At 70.5% G+C, this 26,168-nt stretch carries 26 protein-coding genes; 8 read left to right on the top strand and 18 right to left on the bottom strand.

Translation table 11 applies throughout. The features are described 5' to 3' along the window. Window positions 1–6: 6 nt before the first annotated feature. Window positions 7–489: a cation:proton antiporter regulatory subunit gene (locus BN1701_RS13945; protein WP_054049005.1), complete on the bottom strand. Its 483-nt coding sequence runs from the start codon at window positions 487–489 to the stop codon at window positions 7–9. 87 nt (window positions 490–576) lie between these two features. Here BN1701_RS13945 and BN1701_RS13940 point away from each other — a divergent pair, with 87 nt between their 5' ends. Beyond that, window positions 577–1,932 carry a TrpB-like pyridoxal phosphate-dependent enzyme gene (locus tag BN1701_RS13940; protein ID WP_054049002.1) on the top strand — a complete coding sequence of 452 codons (1,356 nt, stop codon included), beginning with the start codon at window positions 577–579 and terminating at the stop codon, window positions 1,930–1,932. Between the two features lie 114 nt (window positions 1,933–2,046). On the opposite strand, the gene BN1701_RS13935 is transcribed toward BN1701_RS13940, so the two are convergent. The 3 genes from BN1701_RS13935 to BN1701_RS13925 form a co-directional block, all read right to left on the bottom strand. After that, window positions 2,047–3,414 carry a permease prefix domain 1-containing protein gene (locus BN1701_RS13935; protein WP_054049000.1) on the bottom strand — a complete coding sequence of 456 codons (1,368 nt, stop codon included), beginning with the start codon at window positions 3,412–3,414 and terminating at the stop codon, window positions 2,047–2,049. Then, window positions 3,411–3,779 (bottom strand): PadR family transcriptional regulator, encoded by a 369-nt coding sequence (locus BN1701_RS13930; RefSeq protein WP_054048998.1) that lies wholly within the window; start codon window positions 3,777–3,779, stop codon window positions 3,411–3,413. The genes BN1701_RS13935 and BN1701_RS13930 overlap by 4 nt, the downstream gene beginning before the upstream one ends. 70 nt (window positions 3,780–3,849) lie before the next feature. Further along, window positions 3,850–5,445, bottom strand: coding sequence for an ABC-F family ATP-binding cassette domain-containing protein (locus BN1701_RS13925; RefSeq protein WP_054048996.1), 1,596 nt, complete (start codon window positions 5,443–5,445; stop codon window positions 3,850–3,852). A 97-nt stretch (window positions 5,446–5,542) separates the two neighbouring features. On the opposite strand from BN1701_RS13925, the gene BN1701_RS13920 reads away from it, so the two are divergent. Next, a complete protein-coding gene (locus BN1701_RS13920; RefSeq protein ID WP_157367970.1) occupies window positions 5,543–6,355 on the top strand; it encodes a hypothetical protein in 813 nt (270 codons plus the stop codon). Between the two features lie 4 nt (window positions 6,356–6,359). Here the strand turns inward: BN1701_RS13920 and BN1701_RS13915 are convergent, their stop codons facing one another. The 9 genes from BN1701_RS13915 to BN1701_RS13875 are packed head-to-tail and all read right to left on the bottom strand — an operon-like array spanning window position 6,360 to window position 15,181. Next, complete coding sequence (locus BN1701_RS13915; protein WP_054048992.1) at window positions 6,360–6,938, bottom strand: DUF4240 domain-containing protein; 579 nt, start codon at window positions 6,936–6,938, stop codon at window positions 6,360–6,362. A 15-nt stretch (window positions 6,939–6,953) separates the two neighbouring features. After that, the gene (locus BN1701_RS13910) at window positions 6,954–8,072 is read right to left on the bottom strand and encodes an acyl-CoA dehydrogenase family protein (protein ID WP_054048990.1); all 1,119 of its coding nucleotides are present in this window, start codon (window positions 8,070–8,072) and stop codon (window positions 6,954–6,956) included. After that, window positions 8,069–8,470: a RidA family protein gene (locus BN1701_RS13905; RefSeq protein WP_082860340.1), complete on the bottom strand. Its 402-nt coding sequence runs from the start codon at window positions 8,468–8,470 to the stop codon at window positions 8,069–8,071. The genes BN1701_RS13910 and BN1701_RS13905 overlap by 4 nt, the downstream gene beginning before the upstream one ends. Next, window positions 8,467–9,294: an enoyl-CoA hydratase family protein gene (locus tag BN1701_RS13900; protein WP_054048986.1), complete on the bottom strand. Its 828-nt coding sequence runs from the start codon at window positions 9,292–9,294 to the stop codon at window positions 8,467–8,469. The genes BN1701_RS13905 and BN1701_RS13900 overlap by 4 nt, the downstream gene beginning before the upstream one ends. Beyond that, window positions 9,291–9,965, bottom strand: a complete 675-nt coding sequence (locus BN1701_RS13895) for an SDR family NAD(P)-dependent oxidoreductase (protein ID WP_054048984.1) — start codon at window positions 9,963–9,965, stop codon at window positions 9,291–9,293. The genes BN1701_RS13900 and BN1701_RS13895 overlap by 4 nt, the downstream gene beginning before the upstream one ends. Then, on the bottom strand, window positions 9,962–11,509 hold the full coding sequence (locus tag BN1701_RS13890) for a benzoate-CoA ligase family protein (RefSeq protein ID WP_231949596.1): 1,548 nt from the start codon (window positions 11,507–11,509) through the stop codon (window positions 9,962–9,964). The genes BN1701_RS13895 and BN1701_RS13890 overlap by 4 nt, the downstream gene beginning before the upstream one ends. An 11-nt stretch (window positions 11,510–11,520) precedes the next feature. Continuing rightward, a complete protein-coding gene (locus tag BN1701_RS13885) occupies window positions 11,521–12,273 on the bottom strand; it encodes a creatininase family protein (protein ID WP_054048982.1) in 753 nt (250 codons plus the stop codon). Further along, a complete protein-coding gene (locus BN1701_RS13880) occupies window positions 12,270–14,342 on the bottom strand; it encodes an FAD-dependent monooxygenase (protein WP_054048980.1) in 2,073 nt (690 codons plus the stop codon). Before BN1701_RS13880 ends, BN1701_RS13885 begins: the two co-directional genes overlap by 4 nt. Beyond that, window positions 14,339–15,181 (bottom strand): LLM class flavin-dependent oxidoreductase, encoded by an 843-nt coding sequence (locus BN1701_RS13875; RefSeq protein ID WP_231949595.1) that lies wholly within the window; start codon window positions 15,179–15,181, stop codon window positions 14,339–14,341. Before BN1701_RS13875 ends, BN1701_RS13880 begins: the two co-directional genes overlap by 4 nt. 219 nt (window positions 15,182–15,400) lie before the next feature. Here BN1701_RS13875 and BN1701_RS13870 point away from each other — a divergent pair, with 219 nt between their 5' ends. The 4 genes from BN1701_RS13870 (at window position 15,401) to BN1701_RS13855 (ending at window position 18,619) form a co-directional block, all read left to right on the top strand. Further along, window positions 15,401–16,201: a PaaX family transcriptional regulator C-terminal domain-containing protein gene (locus tag BN1701_RS13870; protein ID WP_054048978.1), complete on the top strand. Its 801-nt coding sequence runs from the start codon at window positions 15,401–15,403 to the stop codon at window positions 16,199–16,201. Further along, window positions 16,194–16,991: a tryptophan 2,3-dioxygenase gene (locus tag BN1701_RS13865; protein ID WP_054048975.1), complete on the top strand. Its 798-nt coding sequence runs from the start codon at window positions 16,194–16,196 to the stop codon at window positions 16,989–16,991. The genes BN1701_RS13870 and BN1701_RS13865 overlap by 8 nt, the downstream gene beginning before the upstream one ends. Beyond that, on the top strand, window positions 16,988–18,133 hold the full coding sequence (locus BN1701_RS13860; protein WP_172803245.1) for a kynureninase: 1,146 nt from the start codon (window positions 16,988–16,990) through the stop codon (window positions 18,131–18,133). The genes BN1701_RS13865 and BN1701_RS13860 overlap by 4 nt, the downstream gene beginning before the upstream one ends. Before the next feature lie 72 nt (window positions 18,134–18,205). Then, on the top strand, window positions 18,206–18,619 hold the full coding sequence (locus BN1701_RS13855; protein WP_054048967.1) for a CBS domain-containing protein: 414 nt from the start codon (window positions 18,206–18,208) through the stop codon (window positions 18,617–18,619). A 47-nt stretch (window positions 18,620–18,666) separates the two neighbouring features. Here the strand turns inward: BN1701_RS13855 and BN1701_RS13850 are convergent, their stop codons facing one another. Next, on the bottom strand, window positions 18,667–19,518 hold the full coding sequence (locus tag BN1701_RS13850) for an SGNH/GDSL hydrolase family protein (protein WP_054048964.1): 852 nt from the start codon (window positions 19,516–19,518) through the stop codon (window positions 18,667–18,669). 259 nt (window positions 19,519–19,777) lie between these two features. Further along, a complete protein-coding gene (locus tag BN1701_RS13845) occupies window positions 19,778–20,734 on the bottom strand; it encodes an LCP family protein (RefSeq protein ID WP_054048962.1) in 957 nt (318 codons plus the stop codon). A gap of 194 nt (window positions 20,735–20,928) precedes the next feature. On the opposite strand from BN1701_RS13845, the gene BN1701_RS13840 reads away from it, so the two are divergent. Both BN1701_RS13840 and BN1701_RS13835 read left to right on the top strand, forming a co-directional pair. Continuing rightward, on the top strand, window positions 20,929–21,246 hold the full coding sequence (locus tag BN1701_RS13840) for a hypothetical protein (protein WP_054048960.1): 318 nt from the start codon (window positions 20,929–20,931) through the stop codon (window positions 21,244–21,246). Window positions 21,247–21,248: 2 nt separating this feature from the next. Beyond that, complete coding sequence (locus BN1701_RS13835) at window positions 21,249–21,881, top strand: class F sortase (RefSeq protein WP_082859847.1); 633 nt, start codon at window positions 21,249–21,251, stop codon at window positions 21,879–21,881. On the opposite strand, the gene BN1701_RS13830 is transcribed toward BN1701_RS13835, so the two are convergent. The 3 genes from BN1701_RS13830 to sulP form a co-directional block, all read right to left on the bottom strand. Next, window positions 21,844–23,697 (bottom strand): cell wall metabolism sensor histidine kinase WalK, encoded by a 1,854-nt coding sequence (locus BN1701_RS13830; protein WP_054048957.1) that lies wholly within the window; start codon window positions 23,695–23,697, stop codon window positions 21,844–21,846. The two genes, BN1701_RS13835 and BN1701_RS13830, sit on opposite strands and share 38 nt — an antisense overlap. Then, the gene (locus BN1701_RS13825) at window positions 23,681–24,376 is read right to left on the bottom strand and encodes a response regulator transcription factor (protein ID WP_082859845.1); all 696 of its coding nucleotides are present in this window, start codon (window positions 24,374–24,376) and stop codon (window positions 23,681–23,683) included. The genes BN1701_RS13830 and BN1701_RS13825 overlap by 17 nt, the downstream gene beginning before the upstream one ends. A 91-nt stretch (window positions 24,377–24,467) precedes the next feature. Continuing rightward, complete coding sequence (gene sulP, locus BN1701_RS13820; protein ID WP_054048954.1) at window positions 24,468–26,153, bottom strand: sulfate permease; 1,686 nt, start codon at window positions 26,151–26,153, stop codon at window positions 24,468–24,470. Window positions 26,154–26,168 lie beyond the last annotated feature (15 nt).

Below are 26,168 nucleotides of genomic sequence, written 5' to 3'. Positions count from 1 at the left end.
GGCCGCTCAGCCGGTTTCCAGCAGATCCGCCGCGGCGGCCAGGCCATCGGTGGTGCCGACGGTGACCAGCAGGTCGCCACCGACGAACCGGAAGTCCGGCGTGGGCGACGGGTGCACGGTGCCGCCGCGGACGACCGCCACCACGGACACGGCCGTGCGGGTGCGCAGCGCGGTGTCGCCGAGCGTGCGATCGTCGAACGGCGACCCGGGCACGATCGGGAGCTGCCGGGTGGTGATCCCGGTGACTTCCTTGTGCTGCTCTTCGAGCCGCACGACCAGATGCGGCGCGCCGAGCAGGCCCGCGAGCGTGCTCGACTCCTCGGGGGTCATCGGGATCGACGCGACACACGAGTCGGGATCGTCCTGCTTGGACACGATCAGGTCGGTGTGGCCGTCGCGGTGCGCGATCACCCCGATCCGCCGTCCGGAGCGCAGCTCGAAGTCCTGGCGCGTGCCGATGCCCGGCAGGGGAGTCACCTCGACGTTCACCCTTTCACCGTAGCAAGCGCGCGTCCGGTGGCCGGGTGAGCGCGCGAGTTCTAGCGTTGGTCGGAACGACGATCCGGGAGGCGGAGCATGCGCACCAAGTTCCTGCTCGACGAGTCCGACCTGCCGACGCAGTGGTACAACATCGTCCCCGACCTGCCTGAGCCGCCACCGCCGCCGCTGCACCCGGGGACCAAGCAGCCCGTAGGGCCCGCGGACTTGGCGCCGCTGTTCCCGCAGGCGCTGATCCTGCAGGAGGTGTCGCAGGAGAGTTATGTCGACATTCCCGACGAGGTGCTGGATGTCTACCGGCTGTGGCGGCCGTCGCCGCTGTTCCGCGCCCACCGCCTCGAACGCTCGCTCGGGACGCCCGCGCGGATCTACTACAAGTACGAGGGTGTCAGCCCGGTCGGCTCGCACAAGCCGAACACGGCGGTCCCGCAAGCGTTCTACAACGCGCGTGAGGGCGTGCGGAAACTGACGACGGAGACCGGCGCGGGCCAGTGGGGGAGCGCGCTGGCGTTCGCGTGCGCGGTGTTCGGCCTGGAGTGCGAGGTATGGCAGGTCCGCGCCTCGTACGACCAGAAGCCGTATCGGAAGATCATGATGGAGACGTTCGGGGCCACCGTGCACCCGAGCCCGTCGGACCTCACCGCGTCCGGCCGCGCGGTGTTGGCCGAGCACCCGGACTCCACCGGCAGCCTCGGCATCGCCATCAGCGAGGCCGTCGAGATGGCCGCGGGCGACGCCGACACCCGCTACGCGCTGGGCAGCGTGCTCAACCACGTGCTGATGCACCAGACGGTGATCGGGGAGGAGGCGCTCAAGCAGTTCGAACTCGCCGGGGACACCCCGGACGTGATCGTCGGCTGCACCGGCGGCGGCTCGAACTTCGGCGGCCTGGCGTTTCCCTTCCTGCGGGAGAAGCTCGCGGGCCGGATGTCGCCGACCATCCGCGCGGTCGAGCCGTCGGCATGCCCGTCGCTGACCAAGGGCGTCTACGCCTACGACTTCGGGGACACCGCGGGCCTGACGCCGCTGTTCAAGATGCACACGCTGGGGCACGGATTCATTCCCGACCCGATCCACGCGGGCGGGCTGCGGTATCACGGGATGTCGCCGCTGATGTCGCACATCTACGAGCTCGGGCTGATCGAGGCGGTCGCGATCCCACAGGTGGAGTGCTTCACGGCGGGGGTTCGGTTCGCCCGCACCGAGGGAATCATCCCGGCGCCGGAACCGACGCACGCGTTGGCGGAATGCGTCCGGGAAGCGGTGCGCTGCCGGGAATCGGGCGAGTCAAAGGTGATCCTCACGGCGCTTTGCGGGCACGCCCATCTGGACCTGCCCGCCTATGACGCGTACCTGCGCGGGGAGATGGTCGACCACGAATTGCCGCAGGACGAAGTGGACCGTGCGCTGGCGGAACTACCCGCACTGGCATGAGGGGCGCACTCCGCACCTGTAGATCCACAATGGACGCATTCGTTCGTGGTGGCCGCCTCCGTCTCGGTGAAGCGGATGTCGGTGCCCAAGTCGAAGCACGAACGAGCCCACTCGTCAGAGGTAGCTGAACAGCGGCGGGAAGAGCAGGACCACAATCCACGCCCATGCCGCATAGACCGGAAGATACGTGGTCTGCCACCGTTCGAGTGTCGCAAAGGGAGCCTGCCGCCGGACGAGCCCGAAGACCAGCCAAGCCGACCACGCCAGGTTCGCCAGCAGAATGACGTTCTCCCCGAGCGCCGCCGCCTTGTTAGGAGTGGTGCCGTACTCGGTGATACGCCCGGTGATCTCCACCAATACCAGCACATCGATGGCCAGCGCGCTGACCACGAGGGCGAGTTGGAGCCTGTCGAACAGTCCGGGCGGGGCCAGCGGGTCGCGCGCCGAGATCGAGTACAGGAGCAATCCCAGGACCACGACCAGCAAAAGGTCGAACAGGATCAACGCCTCCCGCTCGACGTCGATGCCGGAGGTGGTGACCACGACGGCGACGAGGAACGCCAGCAGTGCCGCGGTGAACAGTGGGGTGAACAGGCGCGTGAGTACCGGGGCGATGTTCTCGACGACACTCTGCTTGGCCTCGACGAGCCACCCGGCCACCACGACCGCCGCGGTGGCGCCGCAAGGGAGGAGCCACTGGGTGATGAAGGTTTCCGGGGAGATCCCGATGGCCTCGAAGGTGCCGAACATGAAGGCGATCAGGACGCCGCCGCCGAGGGCGATCAGAACTGAGTAGACGAACCATTCGCCGGTGAAGCGGATGAAGTCCATGCGTCTGCGTGGCGAGCGCACGTCGTCGGCGACGTAGGCGAGGCCGACTACGAACCACAGGGCGATGGGGAGGTGGATGCTGGTCAGGACCACCGATTGGGAGCCGTCGGTGAGCGGATAGGCGTTGGCCGCGACGGCGCCGAGTGTGAACAGTGCGAGCAGGACGCCGATCAGTGTCTTCGTGGCGTGGCGGCGCCAGGCCAGGAACGCCGCCAGCCAGGGCAGCGCGAACAGGCCGATGTTCGGCCCATAGAACGCGCCGTCCTGTTCGAAGTCCATGCCGAACAGTTCCGGCACCTTGATGGACGCCGCCGCGCCCGCCGCGCAGATCGTCATCGCGAGCAGGTCGCGGCGGGATCGGGTGTCGGCCGCCGGGCTGTCGGTCTCGCCGGTCAGCACCAGTTGCGTCCACAGCCGGTCCGAGTGTTCCCTGGCGAACTCGCGGGACAGCTCGTCCAGGCTGCCCATGCGTTTGACCGCGACCAGGAACGCCTCGTCGGGGTGGAGGCCCGCGGTCACGAGCTCGTCGACGGAACCCCTGAGGTGGTCCTCCAGTTCCTCGACGTCGGCGGGCCGCAGCTCCCGGCGGCGCTGCACGTACTGGCGCCACTGGGTGAACTGGACCTCCAGTTCGTCCTGACCGTCGGTCATGCGTGGCCCCCCAACGGGATCGCGATCGACGGCCTGGTGTCGCCGGGCCAGATCTCCTTGAGTGTGTCCACCACCGTGTCCCACTGGCGGCGCTGCTCGGCGAGCTCAGCCCGGCCACTGCTGGTGATGCGGTAGTACTTGCGCCGCCGTTCCCCGGCGACCGACTGCCAGTTGGACTCCACGTGGCCTAGGCGCTCAAGCCGGTGCAGCAGCGGATAGAGCAGTCCCTCGGTCCAGTCCAGCTTTCCGCCCGACAGCTCGTTGATCCGCCTGAGGATGGCGTACCCGTAGCTGTCCGCCTCGGCCAAGATGCCTAACACCATCGGGGTCGCCGAGGCGGCCACGAGATCCTTGGTGACTTTCACGCGACCTCCGCTCGGCGACACCCTAGATGTGTAATGCATAGTAGTGTTAGGTATCGACGGACCGCAAGGATCACAAGGCCAGTCGGGGCCAGGACGCGGTGTCGCGCAACAGTTGCCGGTCGTGCGTGGCGATCACCACCGCGGCCGGGGTGGATCCGAACGCGGCGGTGAGCTCGTCGACGAGGGCGGCCGACAGGTGGTTGGTCGGCTCGTCAAGTAGCAACACGTGCGGGCGGGCGGCCAGTACCAGCGCCAGGTCCAGCCGCCTGCGGGCGCCGATCGACAGTTCGGCAACCGGCCGGTGCGTGTCGTGTCGGTCCAGCAGGCCCAGTTCTCCCAGACCCGGTCCCTGAACACCTGACCGGGCCAGATGTTCGTCGTAGACCTCCACCGCCGAGCGCCTGGCAGGTAGGTCGGACTCCTGGCCCAACCGCCTGAGCCGCACCGGCCGGGCCCGGGTGACGGTGCCCGTGGTGGGCTCCAGATCGCCCGAAAGCACGGTCAGCAGGGTCGACTTGCCCGCGCCGTTCGAGCCGGTGACCACCAGCCGGTCGCCTGAGTCCAGTGCCAGGTCGACTGGGTGCGCGAGCCTGCCCGCAACGGTGACCTCGTCGGCGCGGAGCAGGGTCGTGCCGCGGTGTTCCGGCAGGTCGGGCATGGCGAACCGGACCGGCGGCGGCGGGATCGCCACCACGTGCTCGGCCAGGTCCTCCTGGCGTCGGCGCACGGCTCGGACCAGGCCTGGTGCGCGGGTGGCGCGGGTGTGCTTGCCGTGGCCCTTGCCGGGCCGCCAGCTGTCCTGGAGCCGGTTCTGTGCCGCGGACAGGTCGTCGGCCAGTCGCTTCCGCTCGACGAGTTGCTCGGTGTGCAGTGCCTCCCAGCGGGCCCGCTCGGCGTGGCGGGTCTCGACATAGGTCACGTAACCGCCGCCGTAGACCCGTGGCTTGCCGTCGCTGGACGGGTCGAGGTCGACCACCGTCGTGGCCACGTCGGCGAGCAGTGCCCGGTCGTGGCTGACCAGCACGACCACACCGGGGTGGGCACGCAGGCGCTCGGTGAGATGGTCGAGGCCGGTGGCGTCGAGGTGGTTGGTTGGCTCGTCAAGCAACAGCACGCTGTGCCCGGCACCCAGCAGACAGGCCAGCCGCACGCGGTGGCGCTGCCCGACCGACAGGGTCCCGAGCGGACGGGTGCGGTCGCCGATGGCGTTCAGCGCGGCCAGTGAGATCTCGACCCGCCGATCGGCGTCCCACGCGTCGAGTGTCTCGGCCTCCGCGAGCGCGGCGGCGTAGGCACCGTCCGCGCCGGGACGGCCGTCGGTGAGCGCTTCGGTGGCGCTCTCCAAGCGGGACAGGGCATCGCGCGCGGCGGCCAGCTCCAGGTCGATCAGGTCGCCGACGGTGCCGTCCAGGGGAAGCTGCTGGTCGGCGACGCCGACCGAGCCCAGTCGGCGCACTTCCCCGCTGTCGACGGGCAGGTCGCCCGCGAGCACCTGGAGCAGGGTGGTCTTGCCGCGGCCGTTCTCCCCGACCACGGCGACCCGGTCACCGGCGGCGGCGACAAGGTCGACCCCGGCGAGCACGGGCCTGCCGCCGAAGGACAGGTGGACGTCGGACATACGGACGTGCGCCGCGCGCGCAGGGGTGAGCGAAACGTGAGATGACATGGGGAATTGCCTCCGAGAAAAGTGATGCGTGAAAGGACGAAGACGGCACCGCGGTCCGCGGTACCGGGGGAGGCGTTGTCCCTCAGAGGTAGAACTGTTGGTGCATCACGTTCACCAGGCTAGGTCAAGCCAAGGATCCGCTCATCCGATTTATGGCGAGACGCGGGCGTCACGATCTGCGTCACTTCGTTCGCCGGGCGAAGATGGTCACATGACGGAGGCCACCATTGCGCACCGCGTGTTGGAGGAGCTTCGACGCTGCGATCGCGCGTTGGATGACGACGAGTTGGCGTTCCGACTCGGGGTCAGCCCACGACAGTCGATCAATCAGGTGTGTCGCGGCCTGGAGCGCGTCGGCAGGCTGTCTCGCTACGTCGGCCCGAGTGGCAAGATCGTGAACGACCTCAGGCGCCCCAACGCGACGACGACCGCGATCACCGATGCTCCGGCATTGGTGCGCGCGGAGGACGTCGAGAGTCCGTCGGGCGATAGCCGCGAGCAGCGCGATGCCGAGCGCGCCATGCTTGATCTCTTGAGTACGAGGCTGGGGATCGCCCTGAGACCTCGTAGGTTCGCGCTTGCCGACGGCGTCCGGATCGAGGTCGATGGAGCTGATCAGCAGCTCTCGATTCTGGTCGAGGCTTGGGCGCATCACGGCCCTCCCAAGTCGGCTCAGAAGAACAAGGTTCTCGCCGACGTACTCAAACTCCTGCACGTCGCCACCACCCTGCCGACTCGGCCGAGGCTCATGCTCTGTCTCTGCGATTCGGATGCGGCCCACCACTTCACGTCAGCGCGGTCATGGGCGGCGCACGCGCTACGCGGGTTCGACATCGAGGTCGAGGTGGTCGAGTTGCCCGCCGATCTCAAGGCCGCCGTCCTCGCCGCTCAACGGCGCCAATACCGGTGAGACGTCAGGCGACCTTGGCGCTGAAGAGGAAGGTCAGTTTGGGCAAGTGTTCGGCTACCGCGTCCGGTTCGGCGACGTCCCAGGTGATGGCGGCGGGGTCCGGGTTGACGGGCAGGTCGTGTCCGGTTTCGAGCAGGGCCTGTTCCAGGCCCGCTTCGCGGCCGGTGGCGTCCTGGTAGGCCTCGTGGGCGGCGTAGTCGAGGCTTTCCCAGTCCGGCCAGTCCTGGTCCGACCAGGTCTTCATCGGGCGGGAGGCCAAGGCGCGCACCGCGTCGGTCTCGGCGAGGGTGTCCGGGTCGGCGACGACGCGTGCGAAGGTGGCGCGGCCCAGGGTGAGCAGCCAGAGTTGGAAGTACCAGAAGCTGTCGTCGGAGCAGAAGCCGTCCTGAATGACTCGGGCGGCGGCCCACATCGGCCAGGTGTCGGCGCGGAGGCGGACTTCGGACAGCTTGATCTGGAAGGCGACGATCTGGTCGACCGGCAGGCGGGTCAGTTCCTCGGTCAGCCACTCGGCTTGTTCCTCGCGGTCGCATGGCTGTTCGGCGGCGCGGGTGATCAGCAGCCAGAAGGCCTCTTCGGTCATGCGATCATGGTGGCATCAGGGACCGACAGGACGGAACAGGCTGCGGGCGATGATCTCGCGCTGGATCTCCGAGGCGCCCTCGTAGATGCGGGGGGCGCGCACTTCCCGGTACAGGTGTTCCAGCAGGTGGCCGCGTTCCAGGGCGCGGGCGCCGTGGACCTGGATGGCCAGGTCGACGGCCACCTGGGCGGTCTCGGTGGCGAACAGCTTGGCCATCGCCGAGAGGTGGCCGGTGTGGCCGGGGTCGGCGTCGTAGGCCGCGGCGGCGTCGTGGACCAGCAGGCGGGCGGCGCGCAGGCGGGTGGCGACGTCGGCGAGTTGGTGGGAGACGCCCTGGAAGGTGGACAGGGAGCGGCCGAAGGCGTGGCGCTGGGCGGCGTGGGCGACAGCGGCGTCGAGGGCGGCCTGGGCCATGCCGACGGCGAAGGCGCCGACGCTGGGGCGGAACATGTCGAGGGTGCGCATGGCCACCGACCAGCCGCCGTCGACCTCGCCGAGTACCCGCTCGCGCGGCACGCGGACGTCGGTGAAACGGAGTCGCCCGATCGGGTGAGGGGCGATGAGGTCGATGTGTTGGCCGGTCAGGCCGGGGGTGTCGCGGTCGACGGCGAACGCGGTGATGCCCTTGGCGCCGACGCCCTCGGTCGTGCGCGCGAACACCGAGTAGACCTCGGCCTCCGGCGCGTGCGAGATGTAGGTCTTCTCGCCGTTGAGGACGTAGTCGTCGCCGTCGGCGGTCGCGCTGAGGGTCAGCGAAGCCGCGTCGGAGCCCGCGTCCGGTTCGGTCAGGGCGAAACCGACCGCCGCCGAGCCCGCCGCGATGCGCGGGATCCAGCGCTCGACGACCTCGGGCGACCCGGCCAGCAGGATCGGGTACGCGCCAAGGCCCTGCAGCGCGAACGCGGTCTCGGCCTCGGTGCAGTGCCTGGCCAGGCCCTCGCGGATGAGGCACAGGTCCATCGCCGACGTCGGGATGTAGCCTTCGGCGCCGCGCTGGAAGATGCGGCCGAGCAGCCCGTGTTCGGCCAGCGCCGACAGCAGGGGCCGGTTGATCCGGCCCGCGATGCCGCGCTCGGCGATCTCCTTCAGTGGGCCCGCAGCGGCCTTCTCGGTGTGGGCGCTCAGCTCGTTCACGGTACGACCGCCGTTCCGATCAACTCGATCATGGCCTCGGCGTCGAACAGCTCGACCACGCCGAGCAGCGCGACCGCCGGGTAGTGCCTGCCGAAATGCTTGCGCCACAACGGGCCCAGCTCGGGCAGTGCCGCCTTGTACCCGGCCACGTCGGTCACGTAGATCACCAGCGACACCAGGTGTCCCGGCTCGCCGCCCGCCGCCGCGAGTGCGGCGACCACGTTGCCCGCGGCCTGGTCGAACTGCTCGGCCATGGTGGTGCCGACGATCTGGCTGTCGGCGTCCTGCGCGGTCTGACCGCCCAGGTACACCGTGCGTCCGGGCGCGGCGACGACGGCGTGGGCGAAGCCGACCGGCTTGGCCAGGCCAGGCGCGGTGACGATCTCGTGCGCGGTCACCGGCCGGTCCACTTCGGACGGCGGCCCTCGGTCCACGCGGTGTAGAACTCGTTGTGGTCGGTGGACTTCATGAGCAGGGCCTGGGTGATGGCCTCCAGCTCGATTGCGCTGCCCAGGTCCATGTCCAGCTCCCTGGTCAGCAGCACCTTGGTCGTCGAGTACGCCAGCGCGGGACCGTCAGCCAGCCTGCGGGCCAGCGCGTCGGTGGTCGCGGCGAGGTCGGCGTCGGCGACGACCTGGGTGGCCAGGCCGATCCGGTCGGCCTTGGCGCTGTCGACCTTGTCGCCGAGGATCAGCAGCTCGGTGGCCCGGCCCAGGCCGATCAGGCGGGGCAGCAGGTAGGCCGAGCCCATGTCCGCGCCCGCGAGGCCGACCTTGGTGAAGAGGAACGCGAAGGACGCCGACTCGGCCAGCAGCCGGAAGTCGCTGGCCAGCGCGATGACCGACCCGGCGCCCGCCGCCACGCCGTTGACCGCGGCGATCACCGGAAGCGGGCACTCGCGCAGCGCCTTGACCACGGCGCCGGTCATCCGGGTGAAGTCGAGCAGCTCGGCGGGTGCCATCTTCTGGAGTTCGCCGATGATCTCCTCGACGTCGCCGCCGGAGCAGAAACCCCGGCCTTCGCCGCGCAGCACGAGCACGCGCGCGTCGCCGCGATGGGGGAGTTCGGCGAGCAGGTCGCGCAGGTCGGCGTAGACGTCGAAGGTGAGCGCGTTCAGCTTCTCCGGCCGGTTCAGCGTCACCATGGCGACTCCGTCGGCGACTGTGAACCCGAAGTGCTCCCACTTCTCGGTAAAGCCGGGCGATGCCCTGAACGGACTCATGAAACTCCTCCTCCATCAAGCACGAGCGTCTGGCCGTTGATTGCCCCGGCCTCGGGCGCGGCGAGGAAACCCACCGCGAAAGCCACTTCTGAAGGTTCGATCAGCCGACCCAGCGGCGACATCTTCGCCAGCGCCGCTTCACCGTCGCGGCCAGTGCGTTCCTCGATCCGACGCACGGTTTCCGCTGTCATGTCGGTTCGCACGAAACCGGGGCACACGGCGTTGGCGGTCACGCCCGTCCCCGCCACCTCCGCCGCCACAGCTTTGGTCAGGCCGACCGCCGCGTGCTTGGAGGCCGTGTAGGCCGAGGTGTACTTCGACCCGGCGAGCCCGGCGACGGACGCGACGGTGACGATCCGGCCGCTGTCGCGCTCGGCCATCCCCGGCAGCACGGCGCGCGTGCACAGGAAGACGCCCGCGGCATTGGTGTCCATTTGGGACCGCCAGTCGGCCAAGGTGGTCTTCGCGAGTGGGGCGCTGGAGGCGATGCCCGCGTTGTTGACCAGCACGTCCACCGCCATCCCGGCGAAGAACGCGGTCACCGCAGATTCGTCGGTGACATCAAGATCCGCGCGGCCGACCGCGACCACCTTGTCGCCCGCGTCCCGGAACCGGGCGGCGATGGCCGCGCCGATGCCGCGGGTGCCGCCGGTGACCACCACGAGCCTCATCGCGCCACATCCAACTGCCGCAGCGCACGCCGGTCGAGCTTGCCGTTGATGGTGCGCGGCAACGCGTCCACGAAGATCACGCGTTCCGGGGTCTTGTGTGGCGACAGGCGTTCGCGGACGTAGGCGCGCAGGTCCTCGCCATCCAACTCCGCTCGTGCGACCACATACGCGTACGGCCGGACCAGCCCGTCGGTCTCGTGCCCGGTGACCGCGCACTCCACCACGTCGGGATGCCCGATCAGGCAGTGCTCGATCTCGCTGGGCGCCACCCAGATCCCGCTCACCTTGAGCAGGTCGTCGGCGCGGCCCTGATAGTGGAAGACGTGGTCGGCGTCGCGGCTGAACAGGTCGCCGGTATGCACGGTGTCGCCGCCCGGGAAGGTGCGCGCCGACTTCTCCGGGTCGCCGTGGTAGCCGAGGGCGGCGGTCGCGCCGATGATCTCCAGCGTGCCGGTCTCACCATCGGGCACCTCGACCCCGTCCGGGTCCACCACCCGCGCCCGGTAGCCGGGGACCAGCGTGCCGACGCCCGTCGACGCCGCGCCCGGCCGGTTGGAGATGTAGATGTGGTATGCCTCCGATGAGCCGATCCCGTCGACCACCTCGACGCCGAACGCCTTGTCCCACTTGCGGTGCAGCTCCGGCGGCAACGCCTCACCCGCCGAGGTGCACAGCCGCAGACAGCTCAGGTCCTGGTCGGCGGCGGCCGGGTGGGCGACCATCGCGCTCATCATCGTGGGCACGTTCACCAGGATCGTCGGCCGGTGCTCGGCGATCAGCTCGAAGATCCGCTCGGGCGTGGTGCGCTCGGCGAACACGATCCCGGCCGCGCCGACGCCGAACGGGTACAGCGCGGCCAGGTCGCGGGCGTAGCCGAAGAACAGCTTGGGCACCGGCAGCACGATGTCGTCGGCCCGCAGGTCCAGGACACCGCGTGCGTACCAGTCGTGGCTCAGCACTGGGGCGCGATTGGTGTGCACGCACGCTTTCGGCGTGCCCGTGCTGCCGGTGGTGAACTTCCACAGCGCCACGTCGTCGCGCAGGCTGTGGTGGGCCTCCAGGTCGGTCGGCGCGGCCGGGACCAGGGCGTCGAAGTCGTGTTCGTTGTCGCGCAGGTCCAGCCCGCCCGCGCCGACGACCAGCACCTGCCTGCCCGCCGTGCCCGCCTCGCGGACCCGGTCCAGCGTCACCGGGTCGACCACGACGACGTCGGCGTGGGTGTAGTCCAGGAAGTACGCGTAGTCCTTGGCGGGCAGGAATGTGTAGACCTCGGCGGTCACGGCGCCGAGCTTCTGCGCGGCGTACCAGGTGGCGACGAACTCGACGCCGTCGTTGAGTGCGAGCAGCACCCGGTGTCCGGCGCGCAGGCCCAGGTCGCGCAGGACGTGGCCGACCTGGTTGGTCAGGCCCGCGAGTTCGGCGTAGGTGGTGGGGCCGCCCGCGCCGAGCAGGGCTGTGCGGTCGCCGCGGCCCTCGTCGACGTTGCGGTCGAGGAAGTACGTCGCCAGGTTCAGCCGCTCGGGGAGGGTCTCGTAGCGCAACACCGCGTGTCCTCTCAGTCCTGCTTCGCCAGATCCCGGATGACGTCGATCAGCAGCTCGGTCAGCGTGTCAAAAGTGGACAGTCCCTCGGCGGCGGTGGCCTCGGCGGGCGAGCCGCAGTACGCCTGGTCCATGCCCATCGTTGGGAAATCGGTCCGCCCGTCGCGCATGGCGGCGGGCATGTCGACGATCAGCGGCGGCAGATCGCGCATCGCCGCGGTGTCGACCAGGTCGGGGTGGTCGGCCAGCACCAGCGAGGTCTCGTACCGGCCCGCGTGGCACGAGCCGGACCGGAACTCGTCGGTCAGCCGGGCGGCGGTGTGCCGCCGCAGCAGGTTGAGGTAGCGGACGCTGGGACTGTCGAGCGTCGCCACCGCCCGGAGCAGGGTTGAGACGTGCTCCGGCTCGAAATGGTTGTTGACGATGACGACGCGCGGGAACCCTTGCTGGGCAAGGGAAAGACAGACATCGACCACGATCGCGTGCAGAGTGTCCTCGCTGACGCCGACCGCGCCGGGGAACGCCGCGCCGTAGCGGGTGACGCCGTAGGGCAGCGGCGGCAGGATCAGCACCCGCACCTCGGGGTCGTCGGCCAGTCGAGCGGCGGCGCGGTCGCACATGCCCGCGGAGATGATCGGGTCGGTCGACAGGGGAGCGTGCGGGCCATGCGGCTCGATCGCCCCGACCGGCAGGAGCAACACCGGGATCCGGTCGTCGGCGCGGACTTCGGCGACGGCGGGCGAGGTCAGGTCGGCGAACCGGGTCACGACAGCACCACCGCCTCCACCGCCGACGGCGCGGGGCTGAGCACGCACAGGTCGGCCCGGCCCGCGGCGACGATCGTGTTCACCTCGTCGGGTGTGGTGAGGTAGCCGCCGACCATGGTCGGCACGCTCGTCTGGTTGCGTACCTGGTCGGACAGCGCGGTCAGGTAGCCACGGCGGAACTCCGGCCGGGCCTCGGCGGTGGTCTGGCCCGCGCGGACGTGGATCAGGTCGGCACCGTGGCTGTGCACGGCCGAGGCGAGTTGGATGCCGTCGGCCAGGGTCAGCCCGCGCGGGGTCCAGTCGGTGACGGTCAGCCGCACCGACAGCAATCGCGGCCAGACCGCCCGCACGGCGTCGATCACCGACAGCGGATAGGCCCAGCCGGTCCACTCGTCGTCGCGGCGGTTGGTCAGCGGGGACAGGAACCCGGCGAGCAGGTGCCCGTCGGCGAGGTCGAGTTCGAGGACGTCGATCCCGGCCTTCGCGGCGTGCCCGGCGGCGTCGGTGAACGCCTGGCGCACCCGGTCGAGGTCGGCGGCGTCCATGGCCTTGGGGGTCTGGGCGAACGGCGCGTACGGGACGGCAGAGGCCGCGATGATCGGCCAGGACTCGGCGGCGGGCAGCGGGATGTCGAGGCCGTCGGCGGGCGCGCGGGTGGCGCCGCGGGCGCCCGCGTGGCCCAGGCGCAGCCCCAGCAGGGTGCCGTTGTCGTGGACCTTGTCCGCGATGGCGGCCCAGTCGCCGGGGGAGTCCATGACCGGGGTGGCGGCGTGTGCGCGGCCCTCAGGGGTGACCGCGACCGGCCCGGCGAGCACGAGCCCGGCGCCCGTGCGGGCGGCCCGGACCGGGTCGGTGTCCTCGACGGCCAGCCGGTTCGGCAGCCGGGTCCCGCCGACGCGTAGCGGCGCGAACAGCGGTGGCGGGGCGACCGCGCCGGGCACCTGGTCGGCGCCGTGGGCGAACCACGCGTCGAGCACCCGGATCAGGTCCGGGTCGCGCTGGGCCAGGTTGGTGTGCGACACCCGGCCACTGCGGGTGAGCAGGTTGAAGGCGAACTGGATCGGGGCGAACCCGGTGTAGGTGGCGGTCCGGCCGAAGTAGGCCGCGCTCTCGCCCGCCGCTTGCTGGAACCGCTCGACCATGGGCTGACGGTCCAGTTCGTACTCGGTGAGCGCCGCGCCGAGGTCGGTGTGCCGGGCCAGCGCGGTGGTCAGGCCGATGGCGTCCTCCATGGCGAGCTTGGTGCCCGAGCCGATGGAGAAGTGCGCGGTGTGCGCGGAGTCGCCGAGGAGGACGATGTTGCCGTGGTGCCAGCTCGCGCAGCGGACCAGCGGGAAGTCCAGCCACAGCGACCGGTTCGACATCAGCCGGTGGCCCGCGAGGTCGTCGGCGAACAGCTTCTCGCAGAACGCGATGCTCTCCGCCTCGGTCATCGTGTCCAGGCCAGCGCGCCGCCACACTGGTTCGGCGCACTCCACGATCCATGTGCTCGTGTGCTCGTCGAACGGGTACGCGTGCGCCTGGAACAGGCCGAACTCGGTCTCCTTGAAGGAGAAGGTGAACGAGTCGAGCACCAGGTCGGTGCCGAACCACACGTATTTGCAGCCCTGCGGCGCGACGTTCGCGCGGAATCGCTTGGCGTCGCGGTTGCGGACCCGGCTGTTGGCGCCGTCGGCGGCCACGATCAGGTCGGCGTCGGGGAAGTCGAGGTCTTCGATCTCGACGCCGAAGCGCAGGTCGGCGCCCAGTTCGTGGGCGCGGCGCTGGAGGATGGCGAGCAGGTGTTTGCGGGCGATCGCGGAGAACGAGTGGCCGCGGGACCGCAGCAGCTTGCCCTGGTAGCGGATGTCCACTGTGGACCACCGGGCGAACGAGTCGGTGATCTCCAGGTGGGTGGCCGCGTCGGCGTCGCGCAGGGCGCCAAGGGTCTCCTCGGAGAACACCACGCCCCAGCCGAACGTCGCGTCCGGTGCGTTGCGCTCAAGGACGGTCACGTCGTGGCCCGCCTTGCGCAGCAGGATCGCCAGGTAGAGCCCGGCCGGTCCGGCGCCGACGACGGTCACCCTCATGACAGGGCCTCGGCGAGGCGGTCGAGCTCATCCAGATCAGCGACGGCCGGGAACAGGATCAGCTCGTCGCAGCCCTCGTCGGCGTAGCCGCGGATGAAGTCCTTGATCTCACGCGCGCTGGTCAGCGCGCCCGCGGCGATCTTCTCGGCGAACGGGCCGGTGAACGCGTAGTAGTCGCGCAGATAGTCACGGCCGCGTTCGGGGTCGCCCAAGGCGATGTAGCCCTGGCCCCACAGCGCGGGTTCGCCCGGCCTGCCGAGGTCGCGCCACGCGGCGCGGGCCTTGGTGGCGGCCGAGCCGAAGGCGCGCGGCGGGCCGCCGCCGTGGGCGTAGCCGTCGCCGTAGCGGGCCATGCGGGCCAGGGCGGCGCCGCTGGTGCCGCCGACGAGCAGCTCGATTCCCTTGGCGCCGAACGGGATCGCCGGGCCGATCTCGGCCGACTCGAACTCGCCGCGCAGGTAGGCCAGCTGCCTGGACAGCGTCGCGCCCCGGGTCTTGTGCTCGACGCCCGCGGCGGCGTAGTCGTCGACCCGGGCGCCGACCGCCAGGCCCAGGGTGAACCGGCCATTGGACAGCGCGTCGACCGACACCGCCTGCTTGGCCAGCATCGCCGCGCCGCGCAGCGGGCCGATGGCGATCATCGTGGCCAGACCGATCCGCGTGGTGACCGCCGCGGCGGCCGACAGCGCGGCGAACGGGTCGATGCTGTCGTAGCGCACGCGGTCGAGGACCGCGAGCGTGGAGAACGGCCCGCCGTCGGCCCGGCGTGCCCACTCCACGAGCGTCGCGCCATCGCATCCGGGAACCGTGTTGGGCAGTCCGATACCGACCTTCACCATTACGTCCTCTGCCGTTGGCGACCTGTGCCGTTGGCGTCCCCTTCGGGGACGCGCGCTCGGCCGCCTCAAGGTGACGTATCGGGCACGTGAACACGCCAGACTTCGTCGGCGCGTTCACGTACCCGATACGTCACCGCGGCCGAGCGGTGGTGGTGACGTAGCTCTCTTCTGAGAAAACCCTACGGTTGACCAGGCTCAGGTGTCAACTATGCTCCACTCGTGTTCGAACCCGCCCCGCAGGACCTCGTCCTGACCATTCTGGGAGCCCATGTCGGCCCCCGCTCGGGGGCGACCGTGTGGTCCGGCGGGCTGGTCGCGCTGCTGGCCGAGTTCGGGTTCACCGAAGGCGCCGCCCGCGTCGCACTGACCCGGCTCGTCCGCCGTGACCTGCTGGAACGCGCCAAAGACGGCCGGATGGTGCACTACAAGCTGACCCCGCGCGCCGCGACCGTGCTGGCCGAGGGTGACCGCCGGATCTTCGGCCTTGGCCGCGACAACGGCTCGGCCGTCCAGTGGACCGTCCTGTGGCACACGATCCCCGAGGACCAGCGGGTCGCCCGCGCCCGACTGGTGCGCAGGCTGCGGTTCCTGGGTTTCGGGCCGGTGCAGGACGGCACGTGGCTGGCCCCGCGCGATCGGACCGCCGAGGTCGCCGCCCTGCTCGACCAACTCGGGGTCAGCACGCACGCCGGGGTGCTGCTCGGCGCGCCCGCGCAGGTGCCCGACTTCGCCGGGTTCGTCCCCCGGGTCTGGGACCTCGACGCGCTCGCCGCCCGCTACGAGTCGTTCCTCGCCGACTTCGCCGAGACCGACGCCGAGGACGCGCGGACGGCCTTCGCGCTGCGGGTGCGTCTCGTGCACACCTTTCGCCAGTTCGCCATGCTCGACCCGGAGCTGCCCGCCGACCTTGTCCCACCACCGCCGCACCGGGCGGCGGCCGTGTCGCTGTTCCACCGTGCCTACCCGGCGCTCGCGCCGCAGGCCCAACGCCATTTCGACGGAGTGATGTCTCGTGAGTAGCACTGACACCCAGGCGGCTTTGACTTACACGTCGTACCTGGCGCTGGATGAGGTCTTGGGCGCGCAACGGCCGCGTTCGGAGGAGCACGACGAACTGCTGTTCATCGTCATCCACCAGGTCTACGAACTGTGGTTCAAGCAGATCCTGCACGAGGTCGCCGAACTGCAGCGGGTCCTGGAGTCGGGACACACCCCGCACGCGGTGCGGGTGCTGCGCCGAACGCTGACGATCTTCAAGGTGATCGTCGCGCAGATCGACGTCCTGGAGACGATGACGCCGCGCCAGTTCACCAGCTTCCGTGCCCGCCTCGACGCCTCCAGTGGCTTTCAGTCCGCGCAGTTTCGCGAGCTGGAGGCCGTGCTGGGCCGCCGCGACGACCACGCGTTCGCGCACTACCCCGAGGGCGGCGAGCAGCGGGCGCGGATCGCCGCGGCGATGAGCCGCCCGTCGCTGTTCGATTCCTTCCTGGCCTACCTCGGCACCCACGGCTACAAGCTCCCGGCCGAGGTGATCGGGCGCGACGTGGCCAAGCCCGCCGAGCCGTCGCGCGCGGTGCAGGAGGTGCTGCTGGAGGTCTACGCCGACGACTCCGGGCCGTCGACCGTCGCCGAGCACCTGATCGACCTGGACGAGGGTCTGCAGGAATGGCGGTACCGGCACGTGAAGATGGTCGAGCGGACCATCGGCAGCAAGATGGGCACCGGCGGCTCGGCGGGCGCGGCCTACCTGCGGTCCACCCTGTTCGCCCCGGTGTTCCCGGACCTGTGGGCCGTGCGGAGCGAGCTGTGAGTCTCGCCGAGCACTACACCCGCTTCGACGTCGCGAACCGGCTGCTGCTCACCGGCCACTCGCACCAGGCGTGGCCGGATGTCGCGCTGGAGGGACAGATCGAGGCGTTCGTCGACGCCGCGTCCACTGTGGACGACAAGTGGGAGCGGGCATTCGCCAAGGCCGACCGAGTCCGCAACTGGTTCCGCACGCTGCTGCACGACCCGTCCGGTGACATCGCGCTGGGTGCCAACACCCACGAACTGGTCGTGCGGTTCCTCTCCGCGCTCGACATGGACCGGCGGCCGAAGCTGGTGACCACCGACGGCGAGTTCCACACGCTGCGCAGGCAACTCGCCCGGCTCGCCGAGGAACGCGTCGACGTGGTCTTGGTGCCCGCGCTGCCAGCCGAGACCCTGGCCGAGCGGCTGGCCTCCGAGGTGGACGACCGGACCGCCGCGGTGCTCGTGTCGTCGGTGCTGTTCGAGACGTCGCGGATCGTGCCCGGCCTGGATGGGCTCGCCGAGGTCTGCGCGGCGCGCGGCGTGGAACTGCTGGTGGACGCCTACCACGCGCTGGGCGTCGTGCCGACGACGCTGGACGGGCTGGCGGACGCGTGGGTCGTCGGCGGCGGCTACAAGTATCTGCAACTGGGGGAGGGCAACTGCTTCCTGCGGCTGCCCCCGCACGCGCAGGAACTCCGCCCGGTCATCACCGGCTGGTACGCCGAGTTCGACGCGCTCGCCGACGAGAAGGACCCCACCCGGGTGACCTACGGACCGGGCGGCACCCGGTTCGCCGGGTCGACCTACGACCCGACCAGCCACTACCGGGCCGTGCGGGTGATCGACTTCTTCCGCGCGCAAGGCCTGACCCCGGAGGTCCTGCGGGAGATCTCGCTGCGCCAGACCAGCCTGCTCGCGGCGGCCTTCGACGAACTGGACCTGGTCGACGCGACCCGCGACCGGTCGACCCCGCGTAGCTCGTTCGGGGGATTCCTCGCCGTCGAGACCCCGCACGCCGCGCAATGGCAGAAGGCGCTCGCCGCGCGCGGGGTGCTCACGGACAGTCGCGGACACCACCTCCGCTTCGGCCCCGCGCCCTACTTGCGGGACGACCAGCTGACCGCGGCGATGGCGGCGTTGGGCGAGGTCAGCCGGTGATCGAGTCGCCGTGAGAGGGTCGCGGGTGGACGCTGGAACGGCCGTGACCGTGCCAGCCGAAGGAGACCGCGAATGACCACCGCGCGCGACATCATGCATGCCGGTGCCGAATGCATCAACGAGGACGAGAGCCTGCTCGTGGCCGCCAGGATGATGCGTGACCTCGATGTGGGCTCGCTGCCGATCTGTGGCAACGACGACCGCCTCCACGGCATCATCACCGACCGCGACATCGTCCTGAAGTGCTGCGCCGAGGGCCGCAACCCGGCCGACATGAAGGCGTCCGACCTTGCCAACGGTGCACCGCACTGTGTGAGGGCCGACGCCGACGTCAGCCAGGTCCTGCGCACCATGCAGTCCCACCGCATCCGCCGGGTGCCCGTCCTTGACGACAAGCAGCTCGTCGGCATGATCAGTGAGGCCGACCTGGCCCGCCACCTCAACGAGGAGCAGATCGCGGGCTTCGTGGAGAGCGTCTACGCCTGACCGCACCGCGACTGGGCCGCCCGCGGTGGGCGGCCCAGCCGGACGGGTCAGAGCCCGAGCACCGCCATCGCCCGCTCGGCCATCTTGGCCTCGCCGAGCGCGTTCGGGTGCACCGGGACAAAGTTGGTGCCCCACAGCGCGGGCTCGACCCAGCGGGTGCCGATCGGCTTGCACGCGTCGTGTCCCTCCGAGGCCGCCGCCAGGTCGACGAAGGTCACCCCGGTCTGGCTCGCGGCCGTGGCGATCACCTGGTTGAGGTGCGCCTGCAGGTTGCGCAGGTAAGGCACGTCGCCCTTGGCGATGGGCATGGTCAAGAAGCAGCCGTCGCTGGCGGGCATGATCCACGGGTAGCCCAGGATCGCCACCCTGGCGTTGGGCGCCTTGGCTCGAAGGTCACGCAGAGCCTGCAGAACCGCCGGGTACACCGTCGAGTCGATCTGGTTGTCGAAGTGGTTGCCGTAGATCGTCTTGCACGGGCTGCCGAACCCCAGCGTCACCACTCCGGCCGACCCGCACGCGGCGATCGCGCTGATGAAGATGTTCGCGTCGTTGCCGCCGATGGTCAGGGTGACCAGGTCTGTCTCGGCGCTCAGCGCGGTGAACTGCGGCTGGGTGACCAGCGGGTACTGCGCGGCGGCGAAGTCCTTGGTCTGGGCGCCGCCGCAGGTCATGTCGGTGAACTGGGCGCCGGTGGCCTTGGCGATCAGGTTCGGGTAGTTACGGGTCGTTCGCGCGCACAGCGGGGTGATGGCGGGATCGAGTGGCAACACGCCCGACCCCGCGCTGTAGGAATCGCCGAGGGCGACATAGTTCAACGGTTCCGCCGCCTGTGACGGAGCCACCGTGACCAGCAGGGATGTCGCGGCCAGGACGACGGCCAGCGCGATGCGACGCTTCATAGAGCTCTCCGAGATCGCAGGGGGCTACTTCCGAGTAACTTTCGCTTAACCCGGAGAGTGGTGCCAGTCACACCGCTGTGTCAAGCCCTGGCTTCGGAAATCCGGTGGTGGACCCGGCGGTCATCGCACTCCTAGCCAACGCGACACCACCCGCACAGGCGCCCACAAGACCCCCGCGATGTCGAAGACGAACCGTCACCCCGACGCCGCGATGTCGAAGACGAGCCGGGACATGGCCTTGGCACCGGCTGAGCAGCGGTTATGGCGCGGTGCGCAGCCGCTGCCAGAGTTCGGGCGCGTCAGGCCGCAGGGCGAGGCGGTTGGCGTTGGCGGGGTGGGGTGTGGTCGGCACGGTGGCGAACTCGATCGCGTCGGCGGTGAGTCCGCGCAGGTCGTGGGCCAGCGCCGCCAGGGCGGGCAGGGAGCCGAGCCCGGTGTCGGTGATCATGGATCTCGTGGCGATGTCGGCGAGCCGGTAGGCCTGCGCCGGGTCGGAGAGCACGTCCTTGGGCGCGAGCGCGGTGGCCATGGCGCGCAGGAACTGGTGTTGCAGCTGGATTCGGCCGAGGTCGCCGCCGTCGCCAACGCCGTGTCTGGTGCGGACGAAGGCGAGGGCGGTGGCGCCGTCGAGGTGGTGGGTGCCCGGTGCCAGGTGCAGGCCGCTGTGGTCGTCGTCGATGGCGGTGGTGACGGTGACGTCGATGCCGCCGACGGCGTCGACCAGGGTGGCGAAGCCGGTGAAGTCCAGTTGGATGAAGTGGTCGACGCGGATCCCGGTGAGCGCCTCGACCGTGCGCACCGTGCAGGCCGCGCCGCCGGTGGCGAAGGCGCTGTTGAACATGGCCTCGCCGACGGCGTTCCCCCGGCCGCAGTCGGGCCGGGGCACCATCAGGTCGCGGGGGATGCTGACGACGGTGGCCTGCTTGCGGTCCGCCGACAGCCGAACCAGCATCGTGGTGTCGGAGCGGGCGCCGCTGTCGGCGGGGCCGTAGCGGCCGTTCTCGCCCTGCCTGGTGTCCGAGCCGATCAGCAGCACGGTCAGCGGCTTGCCCGCGGCCAGCGGTGGCAGCGGCGGCGGCCGGTCGGCGCCGAGCGTGGCGTCCAGGTCGATGGTGGTGAGGTTGCCCTGGAGCCGGACGTACGCGGCGGCCGCGACGCCGCCGACCGCGCAGACCACGGCGATGGCCAGCAGCAGAACCAGGCGGGAGCGCTTCATACCGCTGAGGGTGCCCGCGCGGTGTTGTGAAGCTGTCAGTCGAATGTGACAGACCTATGAGTGTCCATATCGGACTCAACGAGCGTACAGGTTGCTCACAGCCGACGAACAGGATCATCACAACCGCTCGACACAGTGAGTCTCGTAAGCGATCAAGGCCGGGACTTGCCGGCACTCAGGGAATGTGAGCAACCATGAACCTCGCCCGCACACTCGGCACCGGCGTGGCGCTGGCGGCGGCCGCGCTCGTCATCGCGACGCCCTTGGCGTCGGCCGACCAGCAGCCGAGCACCACTGTGAAAGCGCCCGCCCCGTCCGCCGCGCCTGCGGTCACGCCCGCCCCCAAGGCGCCCGAGGGGCAGATCAAGGTGCAACCGAAGGGCGCGCCGGAGACCGGTGGCGGCCCGGCGGAAGGCTCTGACCTGGCGGTTTGGATCGTCGGCGCGGCCGGGCTGGCGACGGTCGGCGCGGGTGGCGCGCTGGCGCTGCGGCGTCGTCGGGTGACGAGCTGAGCGTGCCGAAATTCGGCAGGCAGGGCGGTCGCCGCGTCGTGGCGGCCGCCCTGCTGTTCGCGTTGGTGGCGGGATGCGAGGCCACGGCGAGCGTGGATCCGGCTCCGCCGACCACCACGTCCACCTCGGCGCCCGCGGGACCGACCACGACCACGACGACGACCGGCCTGGGCCGATCGACGCCCAACCGCGTCGAGATCCCCCGCATCGGCGCGACGTCCACGCTCACGTCGCTTGGCCTCAACCCGGACCAGACCGTGGAGGTGCCGCCGCTGGAGCAGCGCATGCAAGCAGGCTGGTACAGCAAAGGCCCGACGCCGGGGGAGGTCGGGCCCGCGGTGGTGCTCGGGCATGTCGACGGCCAAGGCAAACCGGGGATCTTCTTCCGCCTGCGCGAACTGCGCCCCGGCGACGAGATCCTGATCAGCCGGGAGGACGGCGGAAAGCTGACCTTCGTGGTCGAACGCGTGCAGCAGGTCGCCAAGGCGGAGTTCCCGTCGGACGAGGTCTACGGGGACACGGCCCGGCCCGAGTTGCGGCTGATCACCTGCGGCGGGACCTTCGACCGCGCCGCGAAGAGCTACCGCGACAACACGATCATCTACGCGGCCCTGAAAGGCGAAGGCGGACCGTGAACGTGGTGCCCTCGCCAAGGGTGCTCGCCACGGTGACGGTCCCGTCGTGCAGTTCGACCAGGTCGCGCACCACCGCCAGGCCCAGTCCGCTGCCGCCGGTCTGCCTGCTGCGCGACTTCTCCGCCCGCCAGAACCGGTTGAACACGTGCGGCAGGTCGTCGGGCGCGATGCCCGGTCCGGCGTCGGCGACCTCGATGACGACGTGGTCGCCGCGCTGGACCGCGCGGATCGTGACCTGCCCGTCGGGCCCGCCGTAGCGCACGGCGTTTCCGACCAGATTGCCGAGAACCTGCCGCAGCCGCACCGGATCGGCGACGATCTCCGGCACGGCGCGGACCTCGGCGGTGATGTCCACATCGGACTGGGCGCGGTGCGTGGCGACGACTTGGTCGATCAGGTCGGCCACGTCGACCGGCCGCGGGTGCAGCCTCAGCTTGCCCGCGTCGGCCAGGGCGAGGTCCTGAAGGTCGTCGATGAGCCGCTGCAGGACGACGCTCTCCTCCAGCAGCGACGCCACGAACGTGGGATCGGTCTCGGCGACGCCGTCCTGGGCGGCCTCCAGCCAGCCCCGGATGTTGCCCAGCGGCGCCCGCAGTTCGTGCGAGACGTCGCTGACCATGTCCTTGCGCTGGCGCTCCAACGCCTCGCGGTGGGCGGACAGCTCGTTGAAGACCGCCGCCAGCTGACCGATCTCGTCCTTGGACCGGACCGTGACGCGGGTGGCGCTGTCGCCGTCGCGCATCCGCTGCGCGGCCTCGGTGAGCGCGCGGATCGGCCGGGTGAGCCGGGTCGCCATCAGCACGGTGACCCCCACGGCCAGCAGCAGCACGGCCGCCGCCGTCGCGGCGATCCGCAGCGCGCTCGCGGTGGACAGCCCGGTCGGCGCGGCGGTGTCCCCGGCGGGGTCGGTGATGAACAGCAGCGCGGCCGGGCTGGTGTAGGGCAGGACCATGGCGCGGCGGCTGTTGTTCACGCAGGTCGAGACGACGTCGTTGGCTGACGCGGGCGCCGGCGCGGCCGTCACCGTGACCTCGGGGGCCCGCGGCGCGGCTGACGGCGGCTGGGCTGGGCGGCTGGTGGTCGGGACCATCGGCAGTGCGCCCTCGATCAGCCAGGACAGGTCGAGCTTGAACATGACCGGGTCCGCGTTCGCCGCGGTGAGACACGCGTTGACCGCGTCGTAGAGCGCGTTGAGGGTGTTCTGCTCGGTGGCCGTCAGCTTCGCCAGGCTCGGCACTCCGCATGACCGGACGCCGTCGACCGCGTCGATCGGCGTCAGGATCGTGCGCCCGGTGGGCTGCTCGGTGAGGGAGATGGTGAAGCCCTGTTCGCGCAGGCAGGACGCCGCCCGCTCGGCTCGCGACCGCACGTCCGCGCGCTCCTGGGGGGTCAGCGCGAAGGGTCCGACCGCGCGCGGGTCGATCCGGTGCGACGGAGCGTTGGGCACCAGCGCCGGGTCGACCGCGAGCGGGTCGACCACCGCCGAGGCGGTCTGGGGCAGCGTGGCGTTGGCGGACTGAGCGATGGGCGCGCGCGTGTTGTCGGTCAGCACGATCACCCGGCCGGTGTCGCGGGCCAGGTCGGCCACCACCTGGCCGACGCCGTCCCACTTCGGGTGCGTGGCGGCGTAGCCGAGCAAGGTGTCGTAGATCTTCGCGTCGGTGGCCAGCGCCGACCCCTGCTCGGCGCGGATCGCCCCCGACGTGGACCGCACCGCCAGCCACGCCGTCGCGGCGATGGCGCACGCCGCGATCAGGACCGACCCGGCCAGCAGCCGCACCAGCAGGCGGCGGCGGAACTCAACCCGCGCGGCCACAGAGCCGATACCCCACCCCGTAGACGGTCGTCAGGTAGACCGGTTTGCGCGGATCGGGCTCCAGTTTCTTGCGCAGGTTCATCACCCGCACGTCGATGGTGCGCTCGGTGATGAAGCCGTCGACCCCGTGCGCCTGCTCCAGCAGCTGCCTGCGGGTGAACACCCGGTCGGGCTGCCCGGCCAGCACCAGCATGATCTGGAACTCCGACGGCGTGCACTCGACCCGGCGCCCGGCCACGGTCAGCTCGTGCCGGATCGGGTCGACCACCAGGTCGCCCACGACCAGCGGTCGCTCTTGGGCGGCCTCGGTGCGGCTGACCCGGCGCAGCAGGGTGCGCACCCTGGCCATCAGCTCACGCGGGCTGTAGGGCTTGGTCAGGTAGTCGTCGGCGCCGAGGTCGAGGCCGAGGAGCAGGTCGTCCTCGGTGGACCGCGCGGTCAGCATGAGCACCGGCACCTGGTTGCCCTCGGCGCGCAGCACCCGGCACACGTCCAGCCCGTCGACCTTGGGCATCATCACGTCGAGCAGCAGCAGGTCGGGCCGCAGGCCGCGGGCGTCCTCCAGCGCGGCCCGGCCGTCGTGCACCACCGCGACCTGGTGACCCTCACGTTCGAGGTAGCGGCGGATCAGCTCGGCCTGCTTGATGTCGTCGTCGGCCACCAACACGTGCGCGCACAAACCGTGGACACCTCCCTGCCGCCGAGTATGGACATCGCGGCAGGTCGAAGCCAGCCCGGCACAGGTCGGTGACCCGAGCAGAACAGGTTCTTCACAATTCGCGCTCCGCGTCGCGGTAGGCCTGCACGGCGGTCGGCAGGGTGGCGAAGACCCGCTCGTCGCCGACCTTGTCGAGGAACGCCGCCCGGTCCAGGTCGTCGCGGAGGTCCTGTTTGACCCGCGCCATGGCGAAGACGATGCCGCGCCGGTCGAGGTCGGCGCGCAGCTCCTCCAGGGTGTCGATGGCGGTCAGGTCGATCTCGACGTTGGCCTCGGCGTTGAGCAGGAACCACCGAGCAGGGGTTGGCGCCTCCTCGACGGCGGCGAGCGCGCGCTGCCGGAAGTCATCGGCGTTGGCGAAGAACAGCGGGGCGTCGTAGCGGTAGACGACCAGGCCGGGGACCTGCTGGGCGTCGTCGTAGTCGTCGATGTCGTGCATCCCGGCGACCCCGGGCACATAGCCGAGGATGCCGTCGTGCGGCCGGGCGACCCGGCGTAGCAGGTCCAAGATGGACAGTGCGATGGCGGCCAGCACCCCGTAGAGGACGCCGAGCAGCAGGACCGCCAGAACGGTGGCCAGCGCGATGACGATCTCGCTGTGCCGGAACCGCGCGATCCGCCGGAACTCAGTCACCTCGATCAACCGAAACGCCGCGTAGATGACCAGCGCACCCAGCGCCGCCGTGGGGAAGTTGCCCAGAATCGATCGTCCGAACAGCAGCGCCAGCGCCACCACGCCCAGCGCGACAAGCGAATGCGCCTGACTGCGACTGCGCAGTGCGTCACCGATCGAAGTGCGGCTGGCACTGCTGCTCACCGGGAACCCACGCAGCAACCCAGCCGCCAGATTCGACGCGCCAAGGGCAAGCAACTCGGAATTGGCGTCGATCCGATAGCCGTTGCGGGTGGCGAACGAGCGCGCGGTGAGAACATTGTCGGAGTACCCGACCACCGCGACACCGATGGCGGGCAACAAAAGCGCGATCAGGTCGGCGCCCGACACGGCGGGCAGACCAGGCACCCGAATCTCGGCCGGAATCTCGCCGACAACGAGAATGCCGTAGTCCCGCAGGGAGAACATCGCCGTCACCGCCGTCGCCAGCAGCACCCCGATCAGCGGCACCGGAATACGCGGCCACAGTTTGCCCGCCGTCACCAGGAAAGCCAGAACCCCGGCGGCGAGCAGAATGGTCGGCAGGTGCGCGTTCGACGCCTCACGCAGGAACGACCGGACTTCCCCCACGATCGACTCGCCCTCGACGCTCACCTTCGCGACCTTGCCGAGCTGCCCCACCATCATGATCACCGCGATACCCGCCATATAGCCGACGAGCACCGGCCGGGACAGCAGATCGGCGAGGAAACCCAGCCGGGCCAGCCATCCCACCACGCAGAGCACCCCCACGACCAACGCCAGGGCAGCGGCAAGGGCGGCATAGCGGACCGGGTCCCCACCAGCCAGGGGAGCGATGGCGACGGCGGTCATCAGCGCGGTGGAGGACTCAGGACCGACGGAGAGCTGCCGGGAACTGCCGAAAATCGCGTAGACCAGGAGGGAGCCCATGATCGCCCACAGCCCCGCCACCGGCTCCAGCCCCGCCACCTCGGCATAGGCCATGACCTGCGGGATCAAGTAGGCCGCCACCGTCACACCCGCGACCACATCGGACCGCAGCCAACCGCGCTCGTAGTGGCTGAGGGCGACCGCCCCGGGGACGAATCGCGACAGCGCAGGCATGGCCGTCCTCCTAGG

The sequence above is a fragment of the Alloactinosynnema sp. L-07 genome, from assembly GCF_900070365.1.
Lineage (GTDB): Bacteria > Actinomycetota > Actinomycetes > Mycobacteriales > Pseudonocardiaceae > Actinokineospora.
Note: the sequence above shows the minus strand (reverse complement) of the source record. Positions and strands in the feature narration are given on the sequence as shown.